Genomic DNA, 21,198 nt, shown 5'->3' on the forward strand with positions numbered 1-21,198 from the left:
GAAACGCTTTCAATAATTGTGTTGTACTTGGAAGGAAAGGGGTGGAGAGATACGATGGAATTACAGCAGGACTTGATTCCTCAGAAAAAAACAATCGGCGCTTTAGATCACGCCGTTTTTTTATGCATGGTATTTTGTTTCTGGTTTTCAGGCTATATTTACGTTCCTGTATTCAGTCTGTATTTGGAGGATCTGCACTTTTCATATGGCGCAATCGGCATCATTCTCGGCAGCTACGGGGTCACGCAAATCCTTCTGCGATTCCCGCTCGGCCTTTTGTCAGACATCCTGTTTTCCTTGCGCAAGCAATTGTTAATTGCCGGGTTCGGCTTTTCCGTCCTCAGCAGCCTGCTTTTTCTGATGTTTGATTCTTTCTTCTTCGTGCTGGCCGCCCGGCTTTTCGCGGGAATCACTGCTTCTACGTGGGTGATGGCGACCATTTTATACGCACATTATTTCAACAATGGCAATGCATCAAAAGCAATGGGCATCATGCAGTTTTTTACCGTCATGCCTCAGTTTGCCAGCATTGTGTTCTGCGGGCTCGCCGCAGCCCATTTAGGGAGGCAGGTTCCTTTTTGGATGGCGCTGGCAGCTTCTGCCGCAGGTCTGGTGATCTGCTGCTTTATTCAGGATCCGTCTGCTCCTCCCGCAAACCGTGGCACCATTCGTGTCAATCAGTACATCAAAGATACATTGCGGCTGCCAAAGCTGAAGCTTTTCACCATCCTGTCTATGACGGCCCATGCCGTATTATTTATCACAGTGTTTGGTTTTACGCCGCTTTACATGAATCAGCTCGGAATGGGCGACGCGGAGCTTCTTTGGGTGATGAGCGCCTTTTTCCTCCCACACGCAGCCGCCACATTAAGCTTTGTGTTTCTGCGCTTTACAAGCCGTATCGCTTACTTCGTGATGCTCATTAGTTTCGCTGTCACCGGGGTCTGTTTGCTATACGTTCCTTTTTCAGCTGCATTGTTCACGGTTTGCATCACACACGCCTGTATCGGACTGGCGCTCGGCTTCGTTTTTCCTCTGCTGCTAAGCCATGTCGTCGAAATCAGTTCTGCCCGTTTAAAAATGTCAGTGATGGGGTTTTATCAATCATTTTATGCGCTAGGCATCTTCCTCGGGCCCCTTCTTGCCGGAAAAATCGCACAGCTTGTCGGGCTTGCGGGAGTTTTTTATGGAGCCGGGTCTCTGGCATTTGCCGCCTTTTTTGTGATGCTCGCGCAAAAACGTAACATGATCAATTAATAGCTTTCATACCGCCGGAAGCGCCACACAGAAAACACGGCCAGAAGCATGATGCACAGAATGGAGAAAGTGAGTGACCATCCGAAAAAATCTGCCCGCTCTCCATGAAGAAGGATATGCTCCGCCTGCTTGCAAATCTCAGCCGGAAGCCACTTCGCACCATCTGGAAATAATGAAACAGCAAAGGAAACGGCTGCTGTGAGCCCGATCCCGCAAGCCGCAGCTGCTCCGACAGACCGGAATATCGTACTTCCGGCAAGGCCGGCGGTCACAATAAATATCACCCAAAGCGCGTAAAGGCCAAGGCTTGCGGCAAAGCGGCTGAATGATGCGTCCTCAAACAGCAGCCGGACGTAATAGTAAGCAAGCCCGTATCCAGCTGCAAACGACATAATGCCGATCACGCTTTGGATGAGCCATTTACTCACGATATAATGGGCTGCCGTCACAGGCCGCGACATAATCAGCGCTGTTACCCCTTGATTTCTTTCATTGGCTACACTGCCCATCACGCTAAAGATGACCAGAGCCATGCCAAGCGTGTTGAATTGAGAAAGCGTGCTGACCATCACTTCAGACCCGGAGGGCATCGTAAAACTGATTTTCATGCCGTCAGGAAGGTTCCCTCCATGTGCGATGATTTCCGGCATATAATAAATGGTCAGCGGCTGTGTCAGCCCGACGATCATCATCGCAATCGGCAGCCAAATCAGCTTGCCGCTTTTCCATCCTTCCAGCCACTCCTTCTGCAATAGCGCCATCATCACCTTCATGCGTGCACCACCTTTAGATAGACGTCTTCTAGAGACTCCGTTTTCTGTTCAAAGCGGGTGACGGTCAATCCCTTTCGGATACAGTCACTTAATAATGACCGGCCAGCGTGTATATCAGGCAGCTCGAAAACCGCTTGGGACGGATTCTTATAGACAATAGCTGAGACGTAAGGCTTCTCTTCAAGCCAACCTTCCAGCTTCTCTTTCACTGAAAGGGTAAAAACGTTCGTTTGCTGCTGTTGTTTCAGCTCCTGTAACTCGCCTTTCCATGAAATCTCACCGTTTTTCATAATCACCACTTGATCACACACCTGTTCTGCATCGTGCAAAACATGTGTAGAAAACAGAACGGCCATATGCTTTTTCAGCTCCCGCATCATGTCCAGCACCTCGAACCGTCCTGTCGGATCAAGCGCAGACACCGGTTCATCCAATATCAAAAACTTCGGTTTATGGAGCAGTGCCTGTGCCAGACCGAGTCTTTGTTTCATGCCTCCTGAATAGCCCCCGATCCTTTTGTGCGCCGCTTCGTGCAAACCGACAAATTCCAGCATCTCGCCGATTTTCTCTTGGCATTTTCTCTTCGAAAGGCCGGACAGTCTCCCCGCAAATGTCAAAAATTCATTTGCGGTCATCCACGAATAAAAAGCAGGATACTGCGGGAGGTACCCAATCAAACGCCGATCCAGCTTTTTCTCTCCTAACAGCTTTATGGTTCCAGAGGTTGGCGAAAGCAGTCCGGCCAGCATTTGCAGAGTCGTGGTTTTGCCGGCTCCATTAGGTCCTAATAGTGCGACACACTCATTTTCATTCACGTGAAAACTGACATTCTTTACAGCTTCATGGTGCCTGTACGATTTGCATAATGATTCAATAGACAGCATATCGGCTTACCTTTGCTTTCTGCCGACGGTGAAAAATAAAATCGGCCCGATAATATTGATACATACGATGATTGCAGCCCACATCCACTTTGGCCCGTTCGTCCGCTCTTCTTTTATACAGCTGATAAGGGCAAACACCGCCAAAGCCAGCTGTAATACAATCAGCGGCAAAATCATTTCCCAAGAAATATTCATTGCTTGATCCCCCTTTTCTTCCGATCCGGCCTAATGACAAAAAAGTAATAACAAATCAGAGGCATCGGTGCTTGAATCAATCCGACAATCCCCCAAACCCATGCCATGTGATTACGTTTTTTCGCATCAATAAATAAAAAGATTCCCTGCGCCAATACGATGAGACAAGCCGCAACCGTTATGATAATTTCTGTTTGTGTCATCCGCGTTTCACCTCGCATTCGCCGAGATGCCTTTTTTTCTCAGCCGCAATCAAAATCGGCAGCACCGCAAGCACACAAACCTGAAGCACAATAAACACAGCAGGAGCTTGAGTGAAAGCTAAGATTGCAGCACTCACAACCATCAGCGCGCAGAATACAAATAAAATGATCTCTTGAAGAAGTTTTTTTCTGTATTCAGCTTTCATTTGTGACAGCTGGTGAAGCAGTTCTTTTTGATTCGGTATAGAGGGATTGGCTGTTTGATCAATTTTTTTCCATTCTGACTTTAAATGATCAGAAAGCTTTTCTTTATTCATCATCCCACTCCTTTCTGATTTGCTGGAGCCCTTTATGAACTCTGGACTTTACAGTGCCTTCTTTGATTTGAAGCATCACCCCGATTTCAGCGTAGGTATAGCCGTAGTAATGCCTTAATAAAACCGGTGTGCGCAGTTTAGGGTCCAGCTTTGAAAACAGATCGAGCGTTTCGCTCCACTCTGCCCCTTTCGCCGACACGTCCCACTTGATCTTGCGGATTGTTTCCTCCGTAACTGTCTGATTCCGTTTCCATTCTCTCTTTCTCTTTTTCTGGTGATCGAGATAGAGCCGCGATGCAATGGAGATCAGCCATGTGGAGAATTTTGAACGGCCCTGAAAGCTTCTTAAATGGATGTACCCTTTCAGAAAGGTTTCCTGAACAAGTTCCTCGCTGAGATCGGGGTGAAGGGAAAGCTTTAACAAGTATTTATATAAGAAAGAATAGTGATAGTGGAAAAGGGCTGTAAACGCCTCGTCGTTTCCCTCTTTCGCCTGCTGGATCAGCCGCTGTTCTTCATGTGTATCCAATGACCGTGATCCCCCCTTTTTTGTTTTTCTGCCTTATGAGACGACACCGGATTCAAAAGCGTTCATCTTTTTTACAATTCTTTTCAGCCATTGACAGATCAGGCTTCCCGGCCGTTTGGCTGCATATCCTTATTTGTAAACCCTCTTATAGTCTGTTAAGCTATGACTTTATGTCGATTTCAAAAAAACATCCAATATGGAGGACGATGCATTGAAAGTAGAAAGGCGAACGATTGAATATATTCCGAATGAAGAAAGACATGGTAAAGCGAAAGATTTATTTCCCGTATGGTTCGGGGCTAATATGCATATCACCACGTTAGTGACCGGCACGATTCCCGTTGCAATGGGACTTAATCTGTTTTGGAGTGTTGCCGCTATTATTTGCGGAACCTTAATCGGTGCCATATTTATGGCGTCTCATTCCGCGCAAGGCCCTCAGCTAGGCATCCCGCAAATGATTCAAAGCCGTGCCCAATTCGGCGTAATCGGAGCGATTCTTCCCCTCTTCTTAGTCATGTTTATCTACCTTGGTTTCTTCGCAAGCAGTACGATTCTGGCGGCCGGAACCTTAAGCAGCTTTGTTCCCATCCCGGGATCATGGAGCATTATAGGCTTAAGCGCCGTATGTTTTTTACTCACCATTTTCGGCCATGATTTGATTCACAAAATGCAAAAAATCCTTTCTTGGACCTCTTTTGCTGTATTTTTTGCTGCAACGATTCTCATTTTTCAATTGCCGATTCCAGCAGGCAGTTGGATTCCCGGAGCGATTGATCTGCCAATTTTCTTGGTGGCAGTCAGCGCAGTTGCGACGTGGCAGCTTGCCTACGCGCCGTATGTTGCCGATTATTCAAGATATCTGCCAGTTAAAACACCGGCTTCAAAAACATTTTGGTACAGCTATGCAGGTACATCTGTCAGCTCCATCTGGATGATGCTGCTCGGCGCATTGCTGACAACCTCACTTCCTGACTTTACGGCAAACTCAGGCAGCCAGATTGTCCAATTGTTCGGTCCCTTCTCGTTTATTATGCTGATCATTGTGTTATTTGGGCAAATGGCAATCAATGTTTTTAACCTGTATGGGGCCTTCATGTCCACGACAACAACGCTGGAGCCGTTTCTGAAATTAAAAGTCACGCCCAAAGTCAGAATCATCATGATCCTGGGTGTCACGCTTGTCGGCACAGTCTTAAGCCTACTGGGACAGAGCAATTTTATGGAACTGTTTTTGAATTTTATCTTTTTCATCAGTTATTTCTTAATTCCGTGGACGGCAATCAATTTAGTCGATTACTACTTCGTCCGCCACGGAAAGTATCAAGTCAAAGCCATGTTCGACGTAAACGGGCCTTATGGAAAGGTCAATTGGATCACCACAATTGCGTTCGTTCTGTCTATCTTGCTGGAAATTCCGTTTATCAACACAAGCTTTTACATCGGACCGCTTGCCAAAATGTTTGGCGGCGGGGACATCGCATGGATTATCGGCTTGGCCGTGCCTTCTGTGCTTTACTATGTATTAATGAAACCGCGTCTGAAAAAACGGGCGGGGTATCAAGAAAAGCTGTCTTCTCTCTGAAGACAGCTTTTTTATCATTCAAATCGTTTCCACACGCGGGGCAGGATGTCAGATAGCTCATGAGCGAGCAACGTATGAGCGGAGTGCTCGTCCGTCCAGAGCTCGGCGCACGCACCATGCAAATAGACCGCGTTTAATATGGCGTGCTTTGGATCTTCATGGCAGCAGAGCATCCCCAATATCATGCCCGTCAGCGTGTCACCGGTTCCGCCCTTGGCGAGCGCCCCGTTTCCGGTTGGATTGAGCCAGCAGTCTCCATCAGGAAACGCGATGACGGTTTGGTTTCCTTTTAACACAATGACAGTCTGTAGCTGAGCCGCCCATTCCTTTGCATATTCCGCTCTTTTTTTCTGCAATTCGTTCACGGGCACCCCTGTCATTCGGGAAAACTCGCCCGGGTGCGGCGTGAGGATGACGGGGGCCTCCCGTTTCGGATATGTGCGCTTCGCCAGCGCTCCGGCATCCAAAATAACAGGACAATCAGCCGTAAGCACATGATCGACTGCCTGCTGTACGCTTTCCGTTTGCGGAAGGCCCGATCCGATGGCAATGGCTCGGTACGTCTCTTCAAGCTGAGCATCCGCCGCCTTTTTCCAGCCGTCACGCCAATAGGTCGCCTCGGGCAAAACAGGAACAATTAGCGGGATTACGCTTTCTGATGTACCGATGACAAGCTTGCCGAGACCGCTCCGCATGGCCCCAAGCCCTGCAAGCAGCGCTGCTCCCGGCATGTCGTCACTTCCAGCCAGCAGCAAAGCCGTACCGTACGTGCCTTTATGGCTCTCCGCATCTCTTTCAGGAAGCGTGGCCCTTACATGCTCTTCCGTCCAAAATGGAACATTCATCTCTATCCCTCCTCTGCTTTCTTTTCCTATTTTTCCTGTCCCTTTTCTTTTTCAAACAAAAAAGACAGCCTTTTAGGGCTGTCTTTTATTTTACAGGAACATCAAGGTGATACAGGCGGCGATATCGTTCGTTTGCCGCCAGCAGCTCCTCATGGGTTCCTTCCATTTCTGTTTTGCCGTTTTCGAGAAATACGATTTTATCGGCTGCTTCCACTCCCGCGAGATGGTGTGTAATCCATAAAATCGTTTTTCCTTTCAGCACCTCAAACACCGTTTCCATCAATTCACGTTCGGTAATAGGATCGAGGCCGACTGTTGGCTCATCGAGGATGATGATCGGTGTATCCTGCAGCAAAATCCTCGCAAGTGCGATCCGCTGGCGCTCTCCACCGGAAAAACGGATGCCGGTTTCTTGTACAGAGGTATGATATCCGTCAGGCAATGACTCAATGTAGTCATGCAGCTTGACCTGCTTTGCGGCGCGGCGCACATCCTCGTCGCTTGCTTCTCCGTTTCCGAGCCTGATGTTGTTCAAAATACTTGTATCAAACAGGTGCGGTTTTTGATTTAACACGGCCACCGCATCCGCAATCTGATCCTTTAACAGCGCTGTCTCCACTCCGTTTAACGTTACAGAACCGGAGTCCGGTTTCAAGGCGCCCTCGATTAATGCAAGCGATGTTGATTTCCCAGAGCCGCTTCGGCCGAGCAGCGCCATTTTTTCTCCTTGGCGCAGCGTAAAGGAAAAGTTGTCAAGCACTTGGCTGCTGTTGTCATAAGAAAACGTCACATCACGAAAGGCCAAGGTGACATCTTGAAGATCGAGCATTTGAGCCCCTGATTCTGTTTGTGACGCCTCCGGCTGAGGAGCCACCTTGTTCATGCGTCTGATAGAATCCTGATAGCCCGGCACTTCGCCTAAGGCATCCGAAAGCGGCAAAAAGGCTTCCGTCAACGGAAACACCACTAGCACAAAAGCGGCAATCATCGTTTTAGCGAGCTCGCCGTCCGCTTGCTGTCCCGCTGTCCAAAACAGCATCAGCAAAATAAGGCCAGCGACAAGGCATTGCGCAGCAAAGTCCCGCCATCTTGTAAAACGTTGTTTTTTCCGTTCAAGCTCAAACCAATCATGTTCCTCTTTTTCATAAGCATCAATAAAAGCATGCCGGCGTCCGCTGAACATCCAGTCGCTGACACCCATCACGGCATCTGTCAGACGGCTGTACAGCACATTCCGTCCGCTTTTCAGCTTCGCATTCTTCGCTCTCGTCACGAGCAAAGACACAACCGGAAACAATACAACAAGAACAAACAAATAAAGCGCAAGCAATATGGCAAACGGCCAAGAGAAGAAGCCGAGCGCTATCACTGAGACAGCATACAGAAGCAAGGCTGAGATCGCAGGAAAAATCGTTTTTAAGAAAGCATCCTGCAAATGCTCAATATCCTCAGACAAAATGCCGAGCATATCCCCCGTGCGAAAACGGGAACGCAGCATCAAAGCACCCGGCTCAAGCATATTGTAAAGGCGGACGCGCATGTCAGATACGATTTTCAAAATGATGTGATGGCCGACGAGCCGTTCCACATATCGCGACACAGAGCGCGCAATCCCAAAGGTGCGCACAGCGACAATCGGCACATAAATGAGCAGAATGTTTTCCGGCCTTGTCGCCGCTTTAGAAATCAAAAAACCTGAGGTGAACATGAGAAAAGCAGCAGAAAAAATCGTCACCGCACCCAAAAAGATAACCAGAACGAACAGGCGGGCATTTTGCTTGATATACGGCAAAATCCATTCTTCTTTCTTCATGCTCTTTCCCCCAGTTGTGCCTTCACGAGTTTGGTATACACACCGTTTTTCTCCAGCAGTTCATTGTGGGTCCCGATTTCCGCAACCCTGCCCCCGTCAAGCACGATAATTTCGTCCATATCGAGCATCCAGTGAAGGCGGTGAGTCGCGAGAAAGACGAGCTTATCCTCAAATAAATCCAGCATCGTTTCTTTTATTTCATATTCTGTTTCGATATCAAGATGGGCGGTCGGCTCATCCAGCAGCAGGATCGGACGGTTTCCCAAAAAGGCGCGGGCCAGCGCGACACGCTGTGCCTGGCCGCCGCTGAGCGCCCGGCCGCCTTCCCCGATCCGTCCCTCTAATCCGTCAGGAAGGTTGTTCACCAGCTCCGTCAGTCCCGCTGAGGCAGCAGCACGTGTTGTATCCTCTGCCGAAGCGCTTGGATGGTAGAAGCGAATGTTGTTGCCAAGCGTATCATCAAAAATGTACGGATGCTGGGGAATGTAAAGAAGGTTCTTCTGCCAGCTGCCGTCCTGCAAATGGGACCGGCTTGTACCATTAACCTCAATCATCCCGCCATCCGGCTCTAAAAATCCGCCGAGAATATCAATTAATGTTGATTTTCCGGCGCCGCTTGCACCGATAATGCCGATTTTTTTCTTGCCTTTGAATGAGAGATGAATATCAGACACCGAACGGCCGACTGACACGCCTGACAGCTTCAGCTCATCCTGATCGGACCAAGCTTCGAGCTGAAGCGGCGTCTCTTCTTTAAAACCTGGCTGCGACAAAATCTCTTGAATGGTTTTTCCTGCTTCCTGGCCGTTCAGCGTTGCATGGTAATCATTCCCCACTTCCCGCACCGGCAAAAAATACTCAGGCGCCAGAATAAGCGCCGTTAAAGCAGGGCCAAGCAAAATATCGCCGTCAATGAGGCGCAGGCCCAGAAATACTGCGACTGTCGCCACCGACAGCATCGTGAAAAAATCGAGGGCGAATGATGACAAAAACGCCACCCGGAGTGTGCTCATCGTTGCCTTGCGATACCGCTCACTCACATAGAAAATATTTTTGCTGTGTGACTTGCTCAAACCTAGGAAACGCAATGTCTCCAGCCCGCGAAGAGAATCAACAAAATGATTGGAAAGTCTCTGATAGGATTTCCACTGACGATCCGCTTTTCTCTGCGCGACAAGGCCGAGGAGAATCATAAAGATGATCAGAATCGGCATAGCAGCGACTAAAATGATGGCTGATGTCCGATCCTGAAAAAACACATAAATGACAACTGCCGCAGGCACAATCGCCATGCTGACCATTTTCGGCAGAAACAGCTCCAGGTAGCGGCGGAACTGGCTGATGCCTTCCATCGCCAGCGTCACCATTTGCCCCGTCCCCTCTTTCTTTGCAAAGCGGGGGCCTAATCGGAACAGCTGATCAAGAAAACTTTTTCTCAAATCTGCTCCTGTCCGGGCGGCGTATTGATAGACGATTTTCTGTCGCGCCACCGTCACCCCGTGCCGGGCGATAAAAGCGATGAGGAAAAAGCCGATCACCGGAAAAAGGGAGGTAATGCCCTTCCCGTTGAACAGTCCGGTTACGGCCTCACTCAGCCACTCTGCCTGCATAATAATGGCGGCTGTCTGAATCAGCGTTAAACAAGTAATCAAGGTGAGAATCCGCTTCATTCCTTTATATCGAAACAGGTCTTTTCCCATTAATAAGTCATAGGCTCCTTATGGCTGACGCGCTTCCGGAAGACATAATAGCTCCAGATCTGGCTGCCGATGACGAACGGCAATAGCGTTAATGCTGCAATTGACATGACTTTAAGCGAATAATCTCCAGAAGAAGCGTTAGCTACTGTTAAATCGTATGCGCTATGAAGCGAGCTGACCATTACACGAGGGAATAGGGAAATAAAGATCATTCCCACGGTCAGCGCCAGACCAGCGCCTGTCATCCCAAATGTCCAGCCGTCTTTTTTCTTACGAATAAATACAGCCGCGAGCATAAAGCAGATGACAATCAAAACAGCGAGCGGAATGGTAATCTCGCCGCGGCGTGTAAACATGTCTGTCTGATACGCAGAAAGGGCCGCGAAGGCAAGAACCGCTACAAAAACAACACCCATTATCTTTTGCGCCATTTTCCGGGCGCGGTTTTGCAAATCACCAATCGTACGCAGCGTGATAAACATTAATCCATGCTGGAAGCAAAGAAGTGTTACCGTCACACCGCCAAGTATAGAATATACATTGATATAATCAGATACATGTGCGTGAATGTTCATGTCGGCATCAATCGGCATCCCGCGGAATAATGTCGTGAACAGCACACCAAGCACAAACGGAGGAATCAGACTGCCGAAGAAAACGACCCAGTCCCAAACCTTTACCCATTTTAAATGATCCACCTTGCCGCGGAACTCAAACGCGACCCCGCGGCCCATTAACGCAAGCAGCACTATGACAAACGGAATGTAATAACCGCTCAGCATCGTTGCATACCAGTTTGGGAATGCCGCGAAAATGGCGCCTGCGCCAGTCAAAAGCCACACTTCATTCGCGTCCCAGAACGGCCCGATCGTGTTGATCAGCACTCTGCGTTCTAATTCATTATGGCCAAGAAAACGGGTCGCCATGCCGACCCCGAAATCAAAGCCTTCCAAAAAGAAGAAACCTACAAACAATACGGCAACGAGTATAAACCAAAGATCATGAAGAGATGCCATGGTATACCTCCTGACTAAATGGATCTGTTGATACAGGCACATCATGATGATTATCATGCTCCGCGCCTTTTTTAATCTCACGGATAAACAAGAAGACAAGCAGTGCGCCCAGAATCATGTACATCACACCGAATGCGATGATTGAGAATAACAAGGAACCCGCTGTTACGTTAGGCGACACAGATTGAGCGGTTGTCATTAACCCCATAACCGTCCAAGGCTGACGTCCGATTTCTGTCATAATCCAGCCCGCGGAGTTCGCAAGAAACGGGAAGGAAATCAACGCGATCATGATGCGCAAATACCATTTGCTGTTTTCAAGCTTTTTGCGGCGGTTTAACCAAAGGCCGCCTAACGCAGCAAGAATCATGACAACACCTGCTCCTACCATGATGCGGAAGCTCCAAAATGTCGTTTTCACTGGCGGAATGTAGTCGCCTTTACCGTATATTTTTTCGTACTCAGCCTGAAGGGTTTTCATCCCTTTGACACTTCCGCTGAATTTCTGATAAGCCAAGTAGCTCAAGGCATAAGGAACTTTGATTTCATTTGAGCTTTTTTCATTTTTTGTATCGATCGTCGCAAAAGCGGTCCAAGCAGCAGGGTCACCGCTGTCTTCCCATAGGCCTTCACTTGCAGCCATTTTCATCGGCTGTGATTCCATCAAGTGCTCAGCCTGCATGTGTCCGCTAAGGCCGACGCCAAGACCGGCACAAAGGCCGACGATCATTGCGAGTTTAAAAGATTGCTTAAAGAACGGCACTTCTTTTTTCTTCAGCAGTTTAAAAGCACTCACTCCGGCAATAAAGAAAGCTCCAGTGGCAAGCGCACCGAAAATAACGTGCGGGAATTCAACCCAAAGCTGAGGGTTTGTAATCAACGCGCCAAAATCATTCATTTCCGCGCGGCCGTTTTTGATCGTAAAGCCGACCGGCTCCTGCATAAAGGAGTTTGCTGTTAAAATCCAGAAAGATGACATGATCGTTCCGAATGATACGAGCCATATGCAGAGAGCGTGAATTTTCTTCGGCAGGCGGTCCCAGCCAAAAATCCATAATCCGATAAAAATAGATTCCATGAAAAACGCCAATAATGCTTCAATCGCAAGGGGAGCGCCAAATACATCTCCGACAAAACGGGAGTAATCAGACCAGTTCAGTCCAAACTGGAATTCTTGCAAAATCCCCGTTACAACACCGACTGCGAAATTTATTAAGAATAAGTGTCCCCAAAACTTTGCCATTTTGAGATACAGCTCATTTTTCTTTACAAGATAAAGAGTCTCCATCAACGCAACCATAAACACAAGCCCGATAGACATCGGCACAAACAAGAAGTGAAACAACGTTGTTGATGCAAATTGTATGCGGGCTAATACCAATTCACTCATGCTTTCTCCTCCATTTCCGGTTAAAACTGTAATTTGCTCACTACTTCACAAGTAGAACCGAGACTTTGATCAGTAATTCACAAAATAGATGAAAAAAATATTGCTCAATATTTCACAAATGTGTCAAAAAGTCGTCCAATATGAGGCAAGATTGCCAGACTGACCAAATGACACAACCTCTGACTGGTTCATATTAAGTACTTTACAACGATTCATTTCAAAAATAAAGCCTAAAATACCTAAAAAGTCCCGCACTATGTGACGGATTTTTGTCTATTTTGTTGCTTATTTATGTCGGCTGCTAGGATAAATGACCCTTTATTATCGTACATCAACACATCGTTCCTTGCGAACAAAATGCTTGCCCTGCACCAGCACTCGTTTCTCCGCACTCCGTCATAAACAGATTTTAGGCAGGATGCCTCTTTTCATTTGAACCGGCAAGTGGAGAAAAGTTGAATAGTAAATTTTTAATATATTAATAATTTCAATTTTTTAGTATACTTAACATAGTGAACAATTTCACTGCATCAAGAATAGGGGAGGTTTTTCAATGGGAGAGCTTCAAACACACATGCAATTGCAAACGGATACAATTCACGAAGGGGTTCGAAAAGAGAATTGGTTTGCGAAAGCCATGAATATAAAAGTAGGCATCATACCGCTTCCTGTGTATGCCTTGCTGTTTATATTAATCACTGTTTTTGTTATGCATCACGATGTAAAAAGTGACATTTTGACATCCATTGCCGTCATGGCGTTTTTCGGGTTTACCTTTGCCCAAATCGGCAAATCGATACCGATTGTTCGTTCTATCGGCGGCCCGGCCATCCTAGCTACTTTTATTCCGTCCGCTGTCGTGTACTATCACCTTCTGCCTAATGATATCGTCAAATCCACCACAGAATTTACAGAAAACTCAAACTTTCTATATTTGTTTATCGCCGGTATTGTCGTCGGAAGCATCCTCGGCATGAAAAGAGAAACACTCGTAAAAGCATTTATGAAAATCTTTATTCCGCTTATTGTCGGTTCTGTCACAGCCGCTATTGTCGGACTGGCTGTCGGGACATTGCTCGGACTCGGATTTCAGCATACCCTGCTGTACATTGTCATTCCGATCATGGCTGGAGGAGTAGGAGAAGGCGCTATACCGCTGTCCATCGGATATTCTGACATCATGCCCATTTCTCAAGGGGAAGCGTTTGCACTTGTTCTGCCATCGATTATGCTGGGCAGCTTGTGCGCGATTATTCTAGCGGGATTGCTGAACCGAATCGGAAAGAAAAAACCGGAATGGACAGGCAACGGCAAAGTGGACCGCTCCGAAGAAGAGTCCCCTGCGCTGGAGGAATCACAAAGCGGACAACAAATGTTCAACCTTTCTTTATTTGCGTCAGGCGGTATCCTTGCTGTTTCTTTATACTTAGTCGGCATGCTCGCTCACGATTTTTTCGGTTTTCCGGCACCCGTTGCCATGCTGTTACTGGCTGTTCTAATCAAGCTGTTCAGATTGGTGCCTGCCTCAATTGAAAATGGCGCGTTTGGAGTGTCCCGCTTTTTTTCAACAGCTGTGACCTACCCGCTTCTCTTTGCGATTGGGGTATCCATGACGCCGTGGGACAAGCTTGTCGCCGCTTTTAACCTCAGTAATATTATTACGATTCTGTCTGTCGTTGTGACCATGATGGCCGTTGGCTTCTTCACTGGAAAATGGCTGAACATGTATCCGATTGAAACCGCCATTATCAATGCGTGCCATTCTGGACAAGGCGGTACGGGTGACGTTGCCATTTTAAGCGCGGCGGAAAGGCTTGAGCTAATGCCTTTCGCCCAAGTGTCTACCCGCATCGGGGGCGCGATTACAGTATCCTTAACCTTATTGCTGCTGCACCAGTTTTATTGATCCCCGCAAGCAAGTTCTTCGTCAAACGAAAGAGCTTGCTTTTTTGCATGTCCATGTTTTTGCAAGTTCCCGCCTCATGCTATAGTAATAGTTGGAAATACTAGATAGAAAGGAATATGGCATGCCTATGGGAACTCATCTATTTCTCTTTATGCTTCTCGGGCTGGGATTTTATTTGATATCAGCCCTGGCAGCAAAATTCATTCCGGCCGTAGACTTCTGGATTGATATTGTTCTTTGGGTCGGCGCTGCAGTTTACATCTTCTCTCATCTCTCATTCATGGACGGCATAGTCTCAATCGCGACAATGTTCTTCTGCTATTGGACCGCAATGGATCTCATTGTTTCAGAGCGTGCGGAAAAACCTTCGGGAGACTGGCAGGAAATCGAGCTGGCCAGAAACAAAACACGTCTCCTGTCAGACATTACGCTGACCGCCATTGTGTTTGCAGGGGCTGTTATTTTTTTCATCTATGGACCTGACACAAGCCCTCTCAAATATGTGATCCTTCTCGGCATGATCTCCGGCGGTGGGGCACTGGTGAAGCGTATACTGAATGTTTTCAGCGTAAAGGTTTTTTATTCAGCTGCCTTAGAAAAATTGCATATCAGCTCTCGCTATGAAACCCGTACATACCCGCTTTCCGATTTGAAGGACATTCAGCTTGAATCAACAGCTGATCTCTTAAAGCTCCATCCGCTTCTGACAATGTATTCATCACGTTTAGATTTGACAACAAGCTTTCAGCAAGTCATTAAACTGTCTCTCCCCGGCGAAACACTGTTTCTGACGGTGAAGGAACCGCAAAAATGGAAAACAATTCTTCAGGAATACACAGATGCAAAAAACAATGTGGACAATGTGATTTCTGTTTTGCCGTTTTATCATCGAAAAAATGTGAAGCGGCTGCTCGGTAAGCTTTATTTTGCCGCCAGCGTAAAAGGGGTATCCGCTTACGCCTTATTGGTGCTCGCGTTATACGCATTACACGCCTCTCCATGGGTCATGGCTGTTGCCGTAATCCTGTATTGGGTATTCAACATGTATATGTCAGACCGTGTGTTGCGGGCGGCGATGGACGCCAAGCCTTGTCATCATCCGCATGTACAGGCAGCGGCCGATAAGATTTTCCGATCGGCCGGCATTTCCCATGTCCGCATATACGAAACGGAGAGTGATGATTACAACGGAATGGCAGTAGGCATGAATGTCGGGAGGTCAATGGTCATCCTGACAAGCGCCACACTAACACTTCCACAGCGTGTCATTGAAGGCATTCTGGCCCATGAGGCAATTCATATCAAAAAACGTGACGTTCTGTCATCACAGCTTTTGCGTTTTCTATTTCTTGGAGCTGTCGTTGGGATTTTCCTCTTGTTTGAGCAGCATATCACCCATCCCGAGGCCCACAAAATTGTGCTTTGGGCTTTCATTATGGCAATCATTATCCTATTCCAGCTCTATCAATCCTTTTGTTCACAATGGATGGAGGTGCGTGCTGACAATCTTGGCGCATCATTGCTGGAGGGCGGTTACAAACAAATGGCTGAAGCCTTGAAAATCTTGGCGGTTCGGCAGGATGAGGACATACAGAAACAAAGTGCCTACAGCTCTAAAATAGGTGAAGACGAGCTTCAAATTGACTCTCTCACCCGTGATAAAAGCTGGTTTTTCAGATTGATTGATTTTCAGTTCGCTCCTCATCCCCCTATGTATTGGCGTGTCGGCACTTTATTGTCAAACAAAGGACATGGGGTGCTAAAGCGCTGGCTCAGAGACCGCCTGAAAGAATCGATCACTTTGAAATGAAACCGGTCAGCGTTTCATCCGTATAACAGATATGGTGAAAAAAGGGAGTGACCAGAAGTGATAGTGATCTTATTGATAATAGCTATTATTGTTTTTCTTTTAGTCATTCAGCCGCAGCCATCGGATAATAAAATCCGCCAGCAGGCGGACAGCGGGTATTTCGGTTATTCAGATCATAGCTCGCACCATGATGGATGCGGCAGTGACGGAGGTTTCAGCGATTCCGGCTGTGGCAGCGGAGGGGGCGGCGATTAAACGCCGCCTTTTTTTATTTCATTGATTCGATGTACGTACCAAAAGCCGAGCCTGACATGCCTGGGGACACGCGCACGCGATGGAGGGCATACATTCCCTGGTCTCTCGAAGCCGCGCCCGGTTCTGTCGTCACGCCCATTTGATAGCCTGTTTTTTCAGCGGCCTTCAGCGTCTCCTCATTGTAGCGCCCTACCGGATAGCTGATGATGGTGGTTTGCTGATGAAACATGTTGTCAAACAGCTTTTTCGAATCAGCCATCTCACTTTGCTGCTGTTGAGGCGTTAATCCGTTCAGTTCAAGGTGGTCAATCGTATGGCTTTCAATCGATATGCCGTGCTGTGCCATTTCCTTCATTTGTTCCTCTGTCAGATGGTGCTTATGTCCGATCGATTTGCCGATCATAAAAATCGTTGCCTTCATCCCGTACTTTTTCAGCACCGGATACGCATCTTGATAATTGTCGGTGTACCCGTCATCAAATGTGATCAGCACGCACTTCTCACTCGGTTTTTTATCCTGCGTCAGCATGAGATACGCCTCTTTCGACGTTAATGTCTGATAGCCGTTATCATGAAGCCACTTCATATGCGCCTCGAATTCTTTCTTTGGCACACGGAGGCTGTTTCCTGAAGAAATGCTGTGGTACATCAAAATCGGCAGCTTTGCCGGTTTCTCTGTTTTGATCCATGCGGATGTATCGTCTTCTTTTTTCTGAACTTGTACTGCCTTTTCTTCCGGTTTCTTTTGTTCCGCTTTTGGCATCGGCTGCTCTGCATTCGCCTCTTGATCAGCGCAAGCCGCAAGCGCCAAACAGCTGCCCAAAAGAAAGACGCTTAAAAACAATCGTTTCATCGTTCTCCTGCTTTCTGTCTATTTCTTCCTCCTTTTTCATCGGTTTGATTCTGAGATTTTCAATAGCAAAAAAACCGGACATGTCTCCATGTCCGGTTTTTTGATCTTATCGGATTCTCACTTCTGTCTCACTGTCAAAGAAATGGCCTTTGTTCATATCAAATGCGACCGTCAGCTCATCGCCCGATTGAATATCGAGGCGGGCGTCGATCCGCGCAATAAAGTCTTGGTTGTCGATCTGCGAATAAATCATGATTTCAGAACCGAGCAGCTCTGCAACATTGATTTTCGCCTTAATCGAAGAGTTCTTATATGATTCGACGACAATCAATTCATCATGTATATCCTCAGGACGGATGCCAAAGATGACCTCTTTGCCGATATAGCCTTTTTCACGCAGCACTTTCATTTTTCCTTCCGGGACGGTTAATGCCGCAGAACCGATTTTGATTAAGCCATCCGTGAGCTTCCCTTTGAAAAAGTTCATCGCCGGTGATCCGATAAACCCGCCGACAAAGACGTTTTCAGGGAACTCGTATACATCCTTCGGCGTCCCGATTTGCTGAATTTTCCCATCTTTCATGACTACGATCCGTGTCGCCATCGTCAGCGCTTCTGTCTGGTCATGCGTCACATAAATCGTAGTAGTCTGCAGTCTCTGGTGGAGCTTAATGATTTCCGCCCGCATTTGCACCCTCAGTTTCGCGTCCAGGTTTGACAAAGGCTCATCCATCAGGAACACCTTTGCATCCCGCACGATTGCCCGGCCCAGCGCAACCCGCTGTCTCTGTCCGCCTGACAGCGCTTTCGGTTTACGGTGCAAATATTCCTCCAGCCCGAGAATTTTAGCGGCTTCTTCTACTCTTTTTTTGATTTCAGGCTTCGGCATTTTCCGAAGCTTGAGCCCGAACGCGATATTATCGTAGACCGTCATATGCGGATAGAGCGCGTAGTTCTGAAATACCATCGCGATATCCCTGTCCTTTGGCGCTACATCATTGACCCGTTTTCCTTCAATATAAAAATCGCCTTTCGAAATTTCTTCAAGTCCTGCGACCATTCGCAGCGTCGTTGATTTCCCGCAGCCGGACGGGCCGACGAATACGATAAATTCCTTATCGGCAATATGAAGGTTAAAGTCATCAACCGCCGGTTCCTTTTGATCATAAAATTTATAAATATGCTCCATCCGCAATTCAGCCATCTAACATCCCCCTTTGCCATTGTAAACGCTTTCTTATATTAAGTGTAACAGCAATTCCCTCTCGCTAAAATGGGCAGCGTTCATAAAATCACCCAGCCATTTTTCGTGCATATTTCCAATTTAATCTGAACTTTCATTTTGCAGGCAGATAAAATAGGCAAGAAGTGCGCCTTTGTACGATTTGATATCTATCCCTGACCGCTCAATAAATTTATCAATCCGATATTGCAGGCTGTTGCGATGCAGATGCAGCTTTTTCGCTGTTAATGTGACGTTTGAGTTGTTTTCAATAAACAGCTTAATGGTCTTCCTTAGCTCAGCTTCACTTCCAAATAAAAGCTCAGCTTCTTCAGAGAGCAGCGTTTCCAGTTTTTCTTTTTCTGTTTCTAATAATAGAAAAGGAAAGATCATCTCAAAGGTCACACTCTGCACCTGAGGCAGCCGTTTTTCAGCAAACAGGAAATACGCCTGTTCACGAGCATAATGTTTTCGCAGACACTCATCCGGCTCGTAAAATCTTCCGGCGTAAAAACGGACACTGAAGTAGAAATCACTTTCAAGAACCTTTGCGAGCGATTCCAGTTCGCCCTTCTCCGCCGCCGCTTCACTTTCCTGCTCGACAATCACGCCTCTGTCCTCATGGATCCACACAATCACAAAAGACACCGGCCAAAAATGGCGAACCGCTTCCGTAAAGGACGTCCTTTCTATTTTGCCGAACAAATGAAAGTGAACAAATCTCGTCCGTTTCTTTATGTACGCCGGCAATTCCCCTCTGGAAAAAAGGAACGAAAACCACTTGTTTTCCTCAGGTGATTTCATAGACATTTGATTGCCCTCATCCGCAGGCGTCAAAAATGCCTGCAGCACCAATACTTCTTTTTCACTAATCTCTGTTTTCGGAATGGAGATATATCTCTGATTGCTCTCATCAAAAAAACATAGACAGCCTTCCCTTATGCAAAGCTCCTCAGACACAATCGAACCGGGATAAATAGCCAGCAGCGATTTCATAGAGTCTCCTCTCTTATGTAAGGATCTGTATATTCAGTATAAGGCGAAACACACATGTTCTCCACTAAAAAAGAGTATATCCGGTATAGATAGACGAGAAACTGAAAGGGAAACCTCATTCGTTTACATATTGGCTTCAGCGGAAATAGAAGAAGACATGCAGGAACAAAGGAGGGTCATCTTATGAGTTTCGAAACGTTAAACAAAAGTTTTATCAACGGAAAATGGACTGGGGGAGAAAGCGGACGTACGGAGGACATTTTGAATCCGTATGACCAGTCTGTGATCACAACAGCATCTTTGGCAACGGGCAAACAGCTTGAGGATGCGTTTGACATTGCACAGAAAGCCCAAAAAGAGTGGGCCAAGAGCACGACGGAAGACCGAAAAGCCGTGCTGCAAAAAGCGCGCGGCTATTTACAGGAAAACCGTGATGACATCATTATGATGATCGCCCGCGAAACTGGCGGAACGATCATTAAATCAACAATCGAGCTGGAACAAACGATTGCGATTTTAGATGAAGCCATGACGTATACTGGTGAATTAGGCGGCGTCAAAGAGGTGCCATCCGACATTGAAGGGAAAACCAATAAGATTTACCGCCTTCCGCTAGGTGTCATATCATCGATTTCTCCATTTAATTTTCCGATGAATTTATCTATGAGATCCATTGCGCCCGCAATTGCGCTGGGTAACAGCGTTGTTCACAAGCCTGATATCCAAACCGCTCTTTCCGGCGGGACCATCATTGCGAAAGCGTTTGAACACGCCGGTCTTCCTGACGGTGTCCTTAACGTCATGCTGACGGATGTAAGGGAAATCGGGGACGGCATGCTCACCAATCCAATCCCGAGATTAATCAGCTTTACAGGATCAACAGCAGTCGGGCGCCACATCGGTGAAATCGCCGGGCGTTCCTTCAAACGAATGGCACTTGAGCTCGGCGGCAACAATCCATTTGCCGTTCTTTCAGATGCGGATGTCGATCGTGCTGTGGATGCCGCGATTTTCGGAAAATTTATTCACCAGGGACAAATCTGTATGATTATCAACAGGATCATCGTTCATCAAGATGTATACGATGAGTTTGTAGAAAAGTTTACCGCCCGTGTCAAACAGCTTCCGTACGGCGATCAAACCGATCCGAAAACCGTTGTCGGCCCGCTGATTAACGAGCGCCAAATCGAGAAAGCGCTGGAGATCATTGAGCAGGCAAAGGCAGACGGCATTGAGCTTGCGGTTGAAGGAAAACGCGTCGGAAACGTACTGACGCCGTACGTCTTTGTCGGTGCGGACAACAACAGCAAAATTGCCCAAACGGAGCTGTTTGCCCCAATCGCAACCATTATTAAAGCTGGCAGCGACCAGGAAGCGATTGACATGGCAAATGATACTGAATACGGTCTCAGCTCTGCGGTTTTCACTTCTGATTTAGAAAAAGGCGAAAAGTTCGCCCTGCAAATTGACAGCGGCATGACCCATGTCAACGACCAGTCCGTCAATGATTCGCCGAATATTGCCTTTGGCGGAAACAAAGCAAGCGGTGTCGGCCGTTTCGGCAATCCGTGGGTCGTCGAGGAATTTACCGTGACGAAATGGATTTCGATACAGAAGCAATACCGCAAATATCCGTTCTAAATGAAAAA

General features: G+C 47.2%; 20 protein-coding genes. 6 read left to right on the top strand and 14 right to left on the bottom strand.

The genetic code is table 11. The features are described 5' to 3' along the window. The first annotated feature begins 54 nt into the window (after positions 1-54). The gene (locus MKY50_RS19920) at positions 55-1,257 is read left to right on the top strand and encodes an MFS transporter (RefSeq protein WP_015250907.1); all 1,203 of its coding nucleotides are present in this window, start codon (positions 55-57) and stop codon (positions 1,255-1,257) included. Here MKY50_RS19920 and MKY50_RS19925 read toward each other — a convergent pair. From MKY50_RS19925 to sigY, 6 genes are read right to left on the bottom strand one after another with little or no spacing between them, the layout of a single operon-like run. Further along, positions 1,254-2,030 carry an ABC transporter permease gene (locus tag MKY50_RS19925; RefSeq protein ID WP_003243335.1) on the bottom strand — a complete coding sequence of 259 codons (777 nt, stop codon included), beginning with the start codon at positions 2,028-2,030 and terminating at the stop codon, positions 1,254-1,256. The genes MKY50_RS19920 and MKY50_RS19925 overlap by 4 nt on opposite strands. Further along, positions 2,027-2,914: an ABC transporter ATP-binding protein gene (locus MKY50_RS19930; protein ID WP_003244494.1), complete on the bottom strand. Its 888-nt coding sequence runs from the start codon at positions 2,912-2,914 to the stop codon at positions 2,027-2,029. Before MKY50_RS19930 ends, MKY50_RS19925 begins: the two co-directional genes overlap by 4 nt. A 6-nt stretch (positions 2,915-2,920) precedes the next feature. Continuing rightward, positions 2,921-3,109, bottom strand: coding sequence for a sigma Y negative regulator YxlE (gene yxlE / locus MKY50_RS19935; protein WP_003227293.1), 189 nt, complete (start codon positions 3,107-3,109; stop codon positions 2,921-2,923). Further along, the gene (gene yxlD / locus MKY50_RS19940; protein ID WP_003242917.1) at positions 3,106-3,312 is read right to left on the bottom strand and encodes a sigma Y negative regulator YxlD; all 207 of its coding nucleotides are present in this window, start codon (positions 3,310-3,312) and stop codon (positions 3,106-3,108) included. The genes yxlE and yxlD overlap by 4 nt, the downstream gene beginning before the upstream one ends. Next, positions 3,309-3,629: a YxlC family protein gene (locus MKY50_RS19945; RefSeq protein ID WP_003227289.1), complete on the bottom strand. Its 321-nt coding sequence runs from the start codon at positions 3,627-3,629 to the stop codon at positions 3,309-3,311. Before MKY50_RS19945 ends, yxlD begins: the two co-directional genes overlap by 4 nt. Next, positions 3,622-4,158, bottom strand: a complete 537-nt coding sequence (gene sigY, locus MKY50_RS19950) for an RNA polymerase sigma factor SigY (RefSeq protein ID WP_015250905.1) — start codon at positions 4,156-4,158, stop codon at positions 3,622-3,624. Before sigY ends, MKY50_RS19945 begins: the two co-directional genes overlap by 8 nt. A gap of 211 nt (positions 4,159-4,369) precedes the next feature. On the opposite strand from sigY, the gene MKY50_RS19955 reads away from it, so the two are divergent. Next, entirely contained in the window at positions 4,370-5,743 is a 1,374-nt protein-coding gene (locus MKY50_RS19955) for a cytosine permease (protein ID WP_003244111.1), read from the top strand. 14 nt (positions 5,744-5,757) lie between these two features. Here MKY50_RS19955 and MKY50_RS19960 read toward each other — a convergent pair whose 3' ends face one another. The 5 genes from MKY50_RS19960 to cydA all read right to left on the bottom strand — a co-directional run bounded on the left by MKY50_RS19960 (position 5,758) and on the right by cydA (position 12,507). Further along, positions 5,758-6,588, bottom strand: a complete 831-nt coding sequence (locus tag MKY50_RS19960) for an NAD(P)H-hydrate dehydratase (protein WP_029318638.1) — start codon at positions 6,586-6,588, stop codon at positions 5,758-5,760. 85 nt (positions 6,589-6,673) lie between these two features. After that, positions 6,674-8,401 (bottom strand): thiol reductant ABC exporter subunit CydC, encoded by a 1,728-nt coding sequence (gene cydC, locus MKY50_RS19965; RefSeq protein ID WP_021480966.1) that lies wholly within the window; start codon positions 8,399-8,401, stop codon positions 6,674-6,676. Next, positions 8,398-10,101: a thiol reductant ABC exporter subunit CydD gene (cydD, locus tag MKY50_RS19970; RefSeq protein WP_341117159.1), complete on the bottom strand. Its 1,704-nt coding sequence runs from the start codon at positions 10,099-10,101 to the stop codon at positions 8,398-8,400. Before cydD ends, cydC begins: the two co-directional genes overlap by 4 nt. Then, a complete protein-coding gene (gene cydB / locus MKY50_RS19975) occupies positions 10,101-11,117 on the bottom strand; it encodes a cytochrome d ubiquinol oxidase subunit II (protein ID WP_003244559.1) in 1,017 nt (338 codons plus the stop codon). Before cydB ends, cydD begins: the two co-directional genes overlap by 1 nt. Further along, complete coding sequence (cydA, locus tag MKY50_RS19980; protein ID WP_003243795.1) at positions 11,101-12,507, bottom strand: cytochrome ubiquinol oxidase subunit I; 1,407 nt, start codon at positions 12,505-12,507, stop codon at positions 11,101-11,103. Before cydA ends, cydB begins: the two co-directional genes overlap by 17 nt. A gap of 553 nt (positions 12,508-13,060) precedes the next feature. On the opposite strand from cydA, the gene cimH reads away from it, so the two are divergent. The 3 genes from cimH to MKY50_RS19995 all read left to right on the top strand — a co-directional run bounded on the left by cimH (position 13,061) and on the right by MKY50_RS19995 (position 16,478). After that, positions 13,061-14,413, top strand: a complete 1,353-nt coding sequence (gene cimH / locus MKY50_RS19985) for a citrate/malate transporter CimH (RefSeq protein WP_003227271.1) — start codon at positions 13,061-13,063, stop codon at positions 14,411-14,413. A 121-nt stretch (positions 14,414-14,534) separates the two neighbouring features. After that, positions 14,535-16,223, top strand: a complete 1,689-nt coding sequence (locus MKY50_RS19990) for a M56 family metallopeptidase (RefSeq protein WP_341117350.1) — start codon at positions 14,535-14,537, stop codon at positions 16,221-16,223. Between the two features lie 57 nt (positions 16,224-16,280). Further along, positions 16,281-16,478 (top strand): hypothetical protein, encoded by a 198-nt coding sequence (locus MKY50_RS19995; protein WP_213379701.1) that lies wholly within the window; start codon positions 16,281-16,283, stop codon positions 16,476-16,478. Between the two features lie 13 nt (positions 16,479-16,491). Here MKY50_RS19995 and MKY50_RS20000 read toward each other — a convergent pair whose 3' ends face one another. From MKY50_RS20000 to MKY50_RS20010, 3 genes are all read right to left on the bottom strand, one after another. Further along, positions 16,492-17,331 (bottom strand): polysaccharide deacetylase family protein, encoded by an 840-nt coding sequence (locus MKY50_RS20000; protein ID WP_341117161.1) that lies wholly within the window; start codon positions 17,329-17,331, stop codon positions 16,492-16,494. Positions 17,332-17,437: 106 nt separating this feature from the next. Then, positions 17,438-18,535 carry a maltodextrin ABC transporter ATP-binding protein MsmX gene (gene msmX, locus MKY50_RS20005; protein ID WP_003242648.1) on the bottom strand — a complete coding sequence of 366 codons (1,098 nt, stop codon included), beginning with the start codon at positions 18,533-18,535 and terminating at the stop codon, positions 17,438-17,440. A 120-nt stretch (positions 18,536-18,655) separates the two neighbouring features. Further along, positions 18,656-19,549: a PucR family transcriptional regulator gene (locus tag MKY50_RS20010; RefSeq protein ID WP_029318632.1), complete on the bottom strand. Its 894-nt coding sequence runs from the start codon at positions 19,547-19,549 to the stop codon at positions 18,656-18,658. A gap of 183 nt (positions 19,550-19,732) precedes the next feature. Between MKY50_RS20010 and MKY50_RS20015 the strand changes: the two genes are divergently transcribed. After that, the gene (locus tag MKY50_RS20015; RefSeq protein WP_216995621.1) at positions 19,733-21,190 is read left to right on the top strand and encodes an aldehyde dehydrogenase family protein; all 1,458 of its coding nucleotides are present in this window, start codon (positions 19,733-19,735) and stop codon (positions 21,188-21,190) included. Positions 21,191-21,198: the final 8 nt, after the last annotated feature.

This window comes from Bacillus sp. FSL R7-0685 (genome assembly GCF_038002425.1).
GTDB classification, from domain to species: domain Bacteria; phylum Bacillota; class Bacilli; order Bacillales; family Bacillaceae; genus Bacillus; species Bacillus subtilis.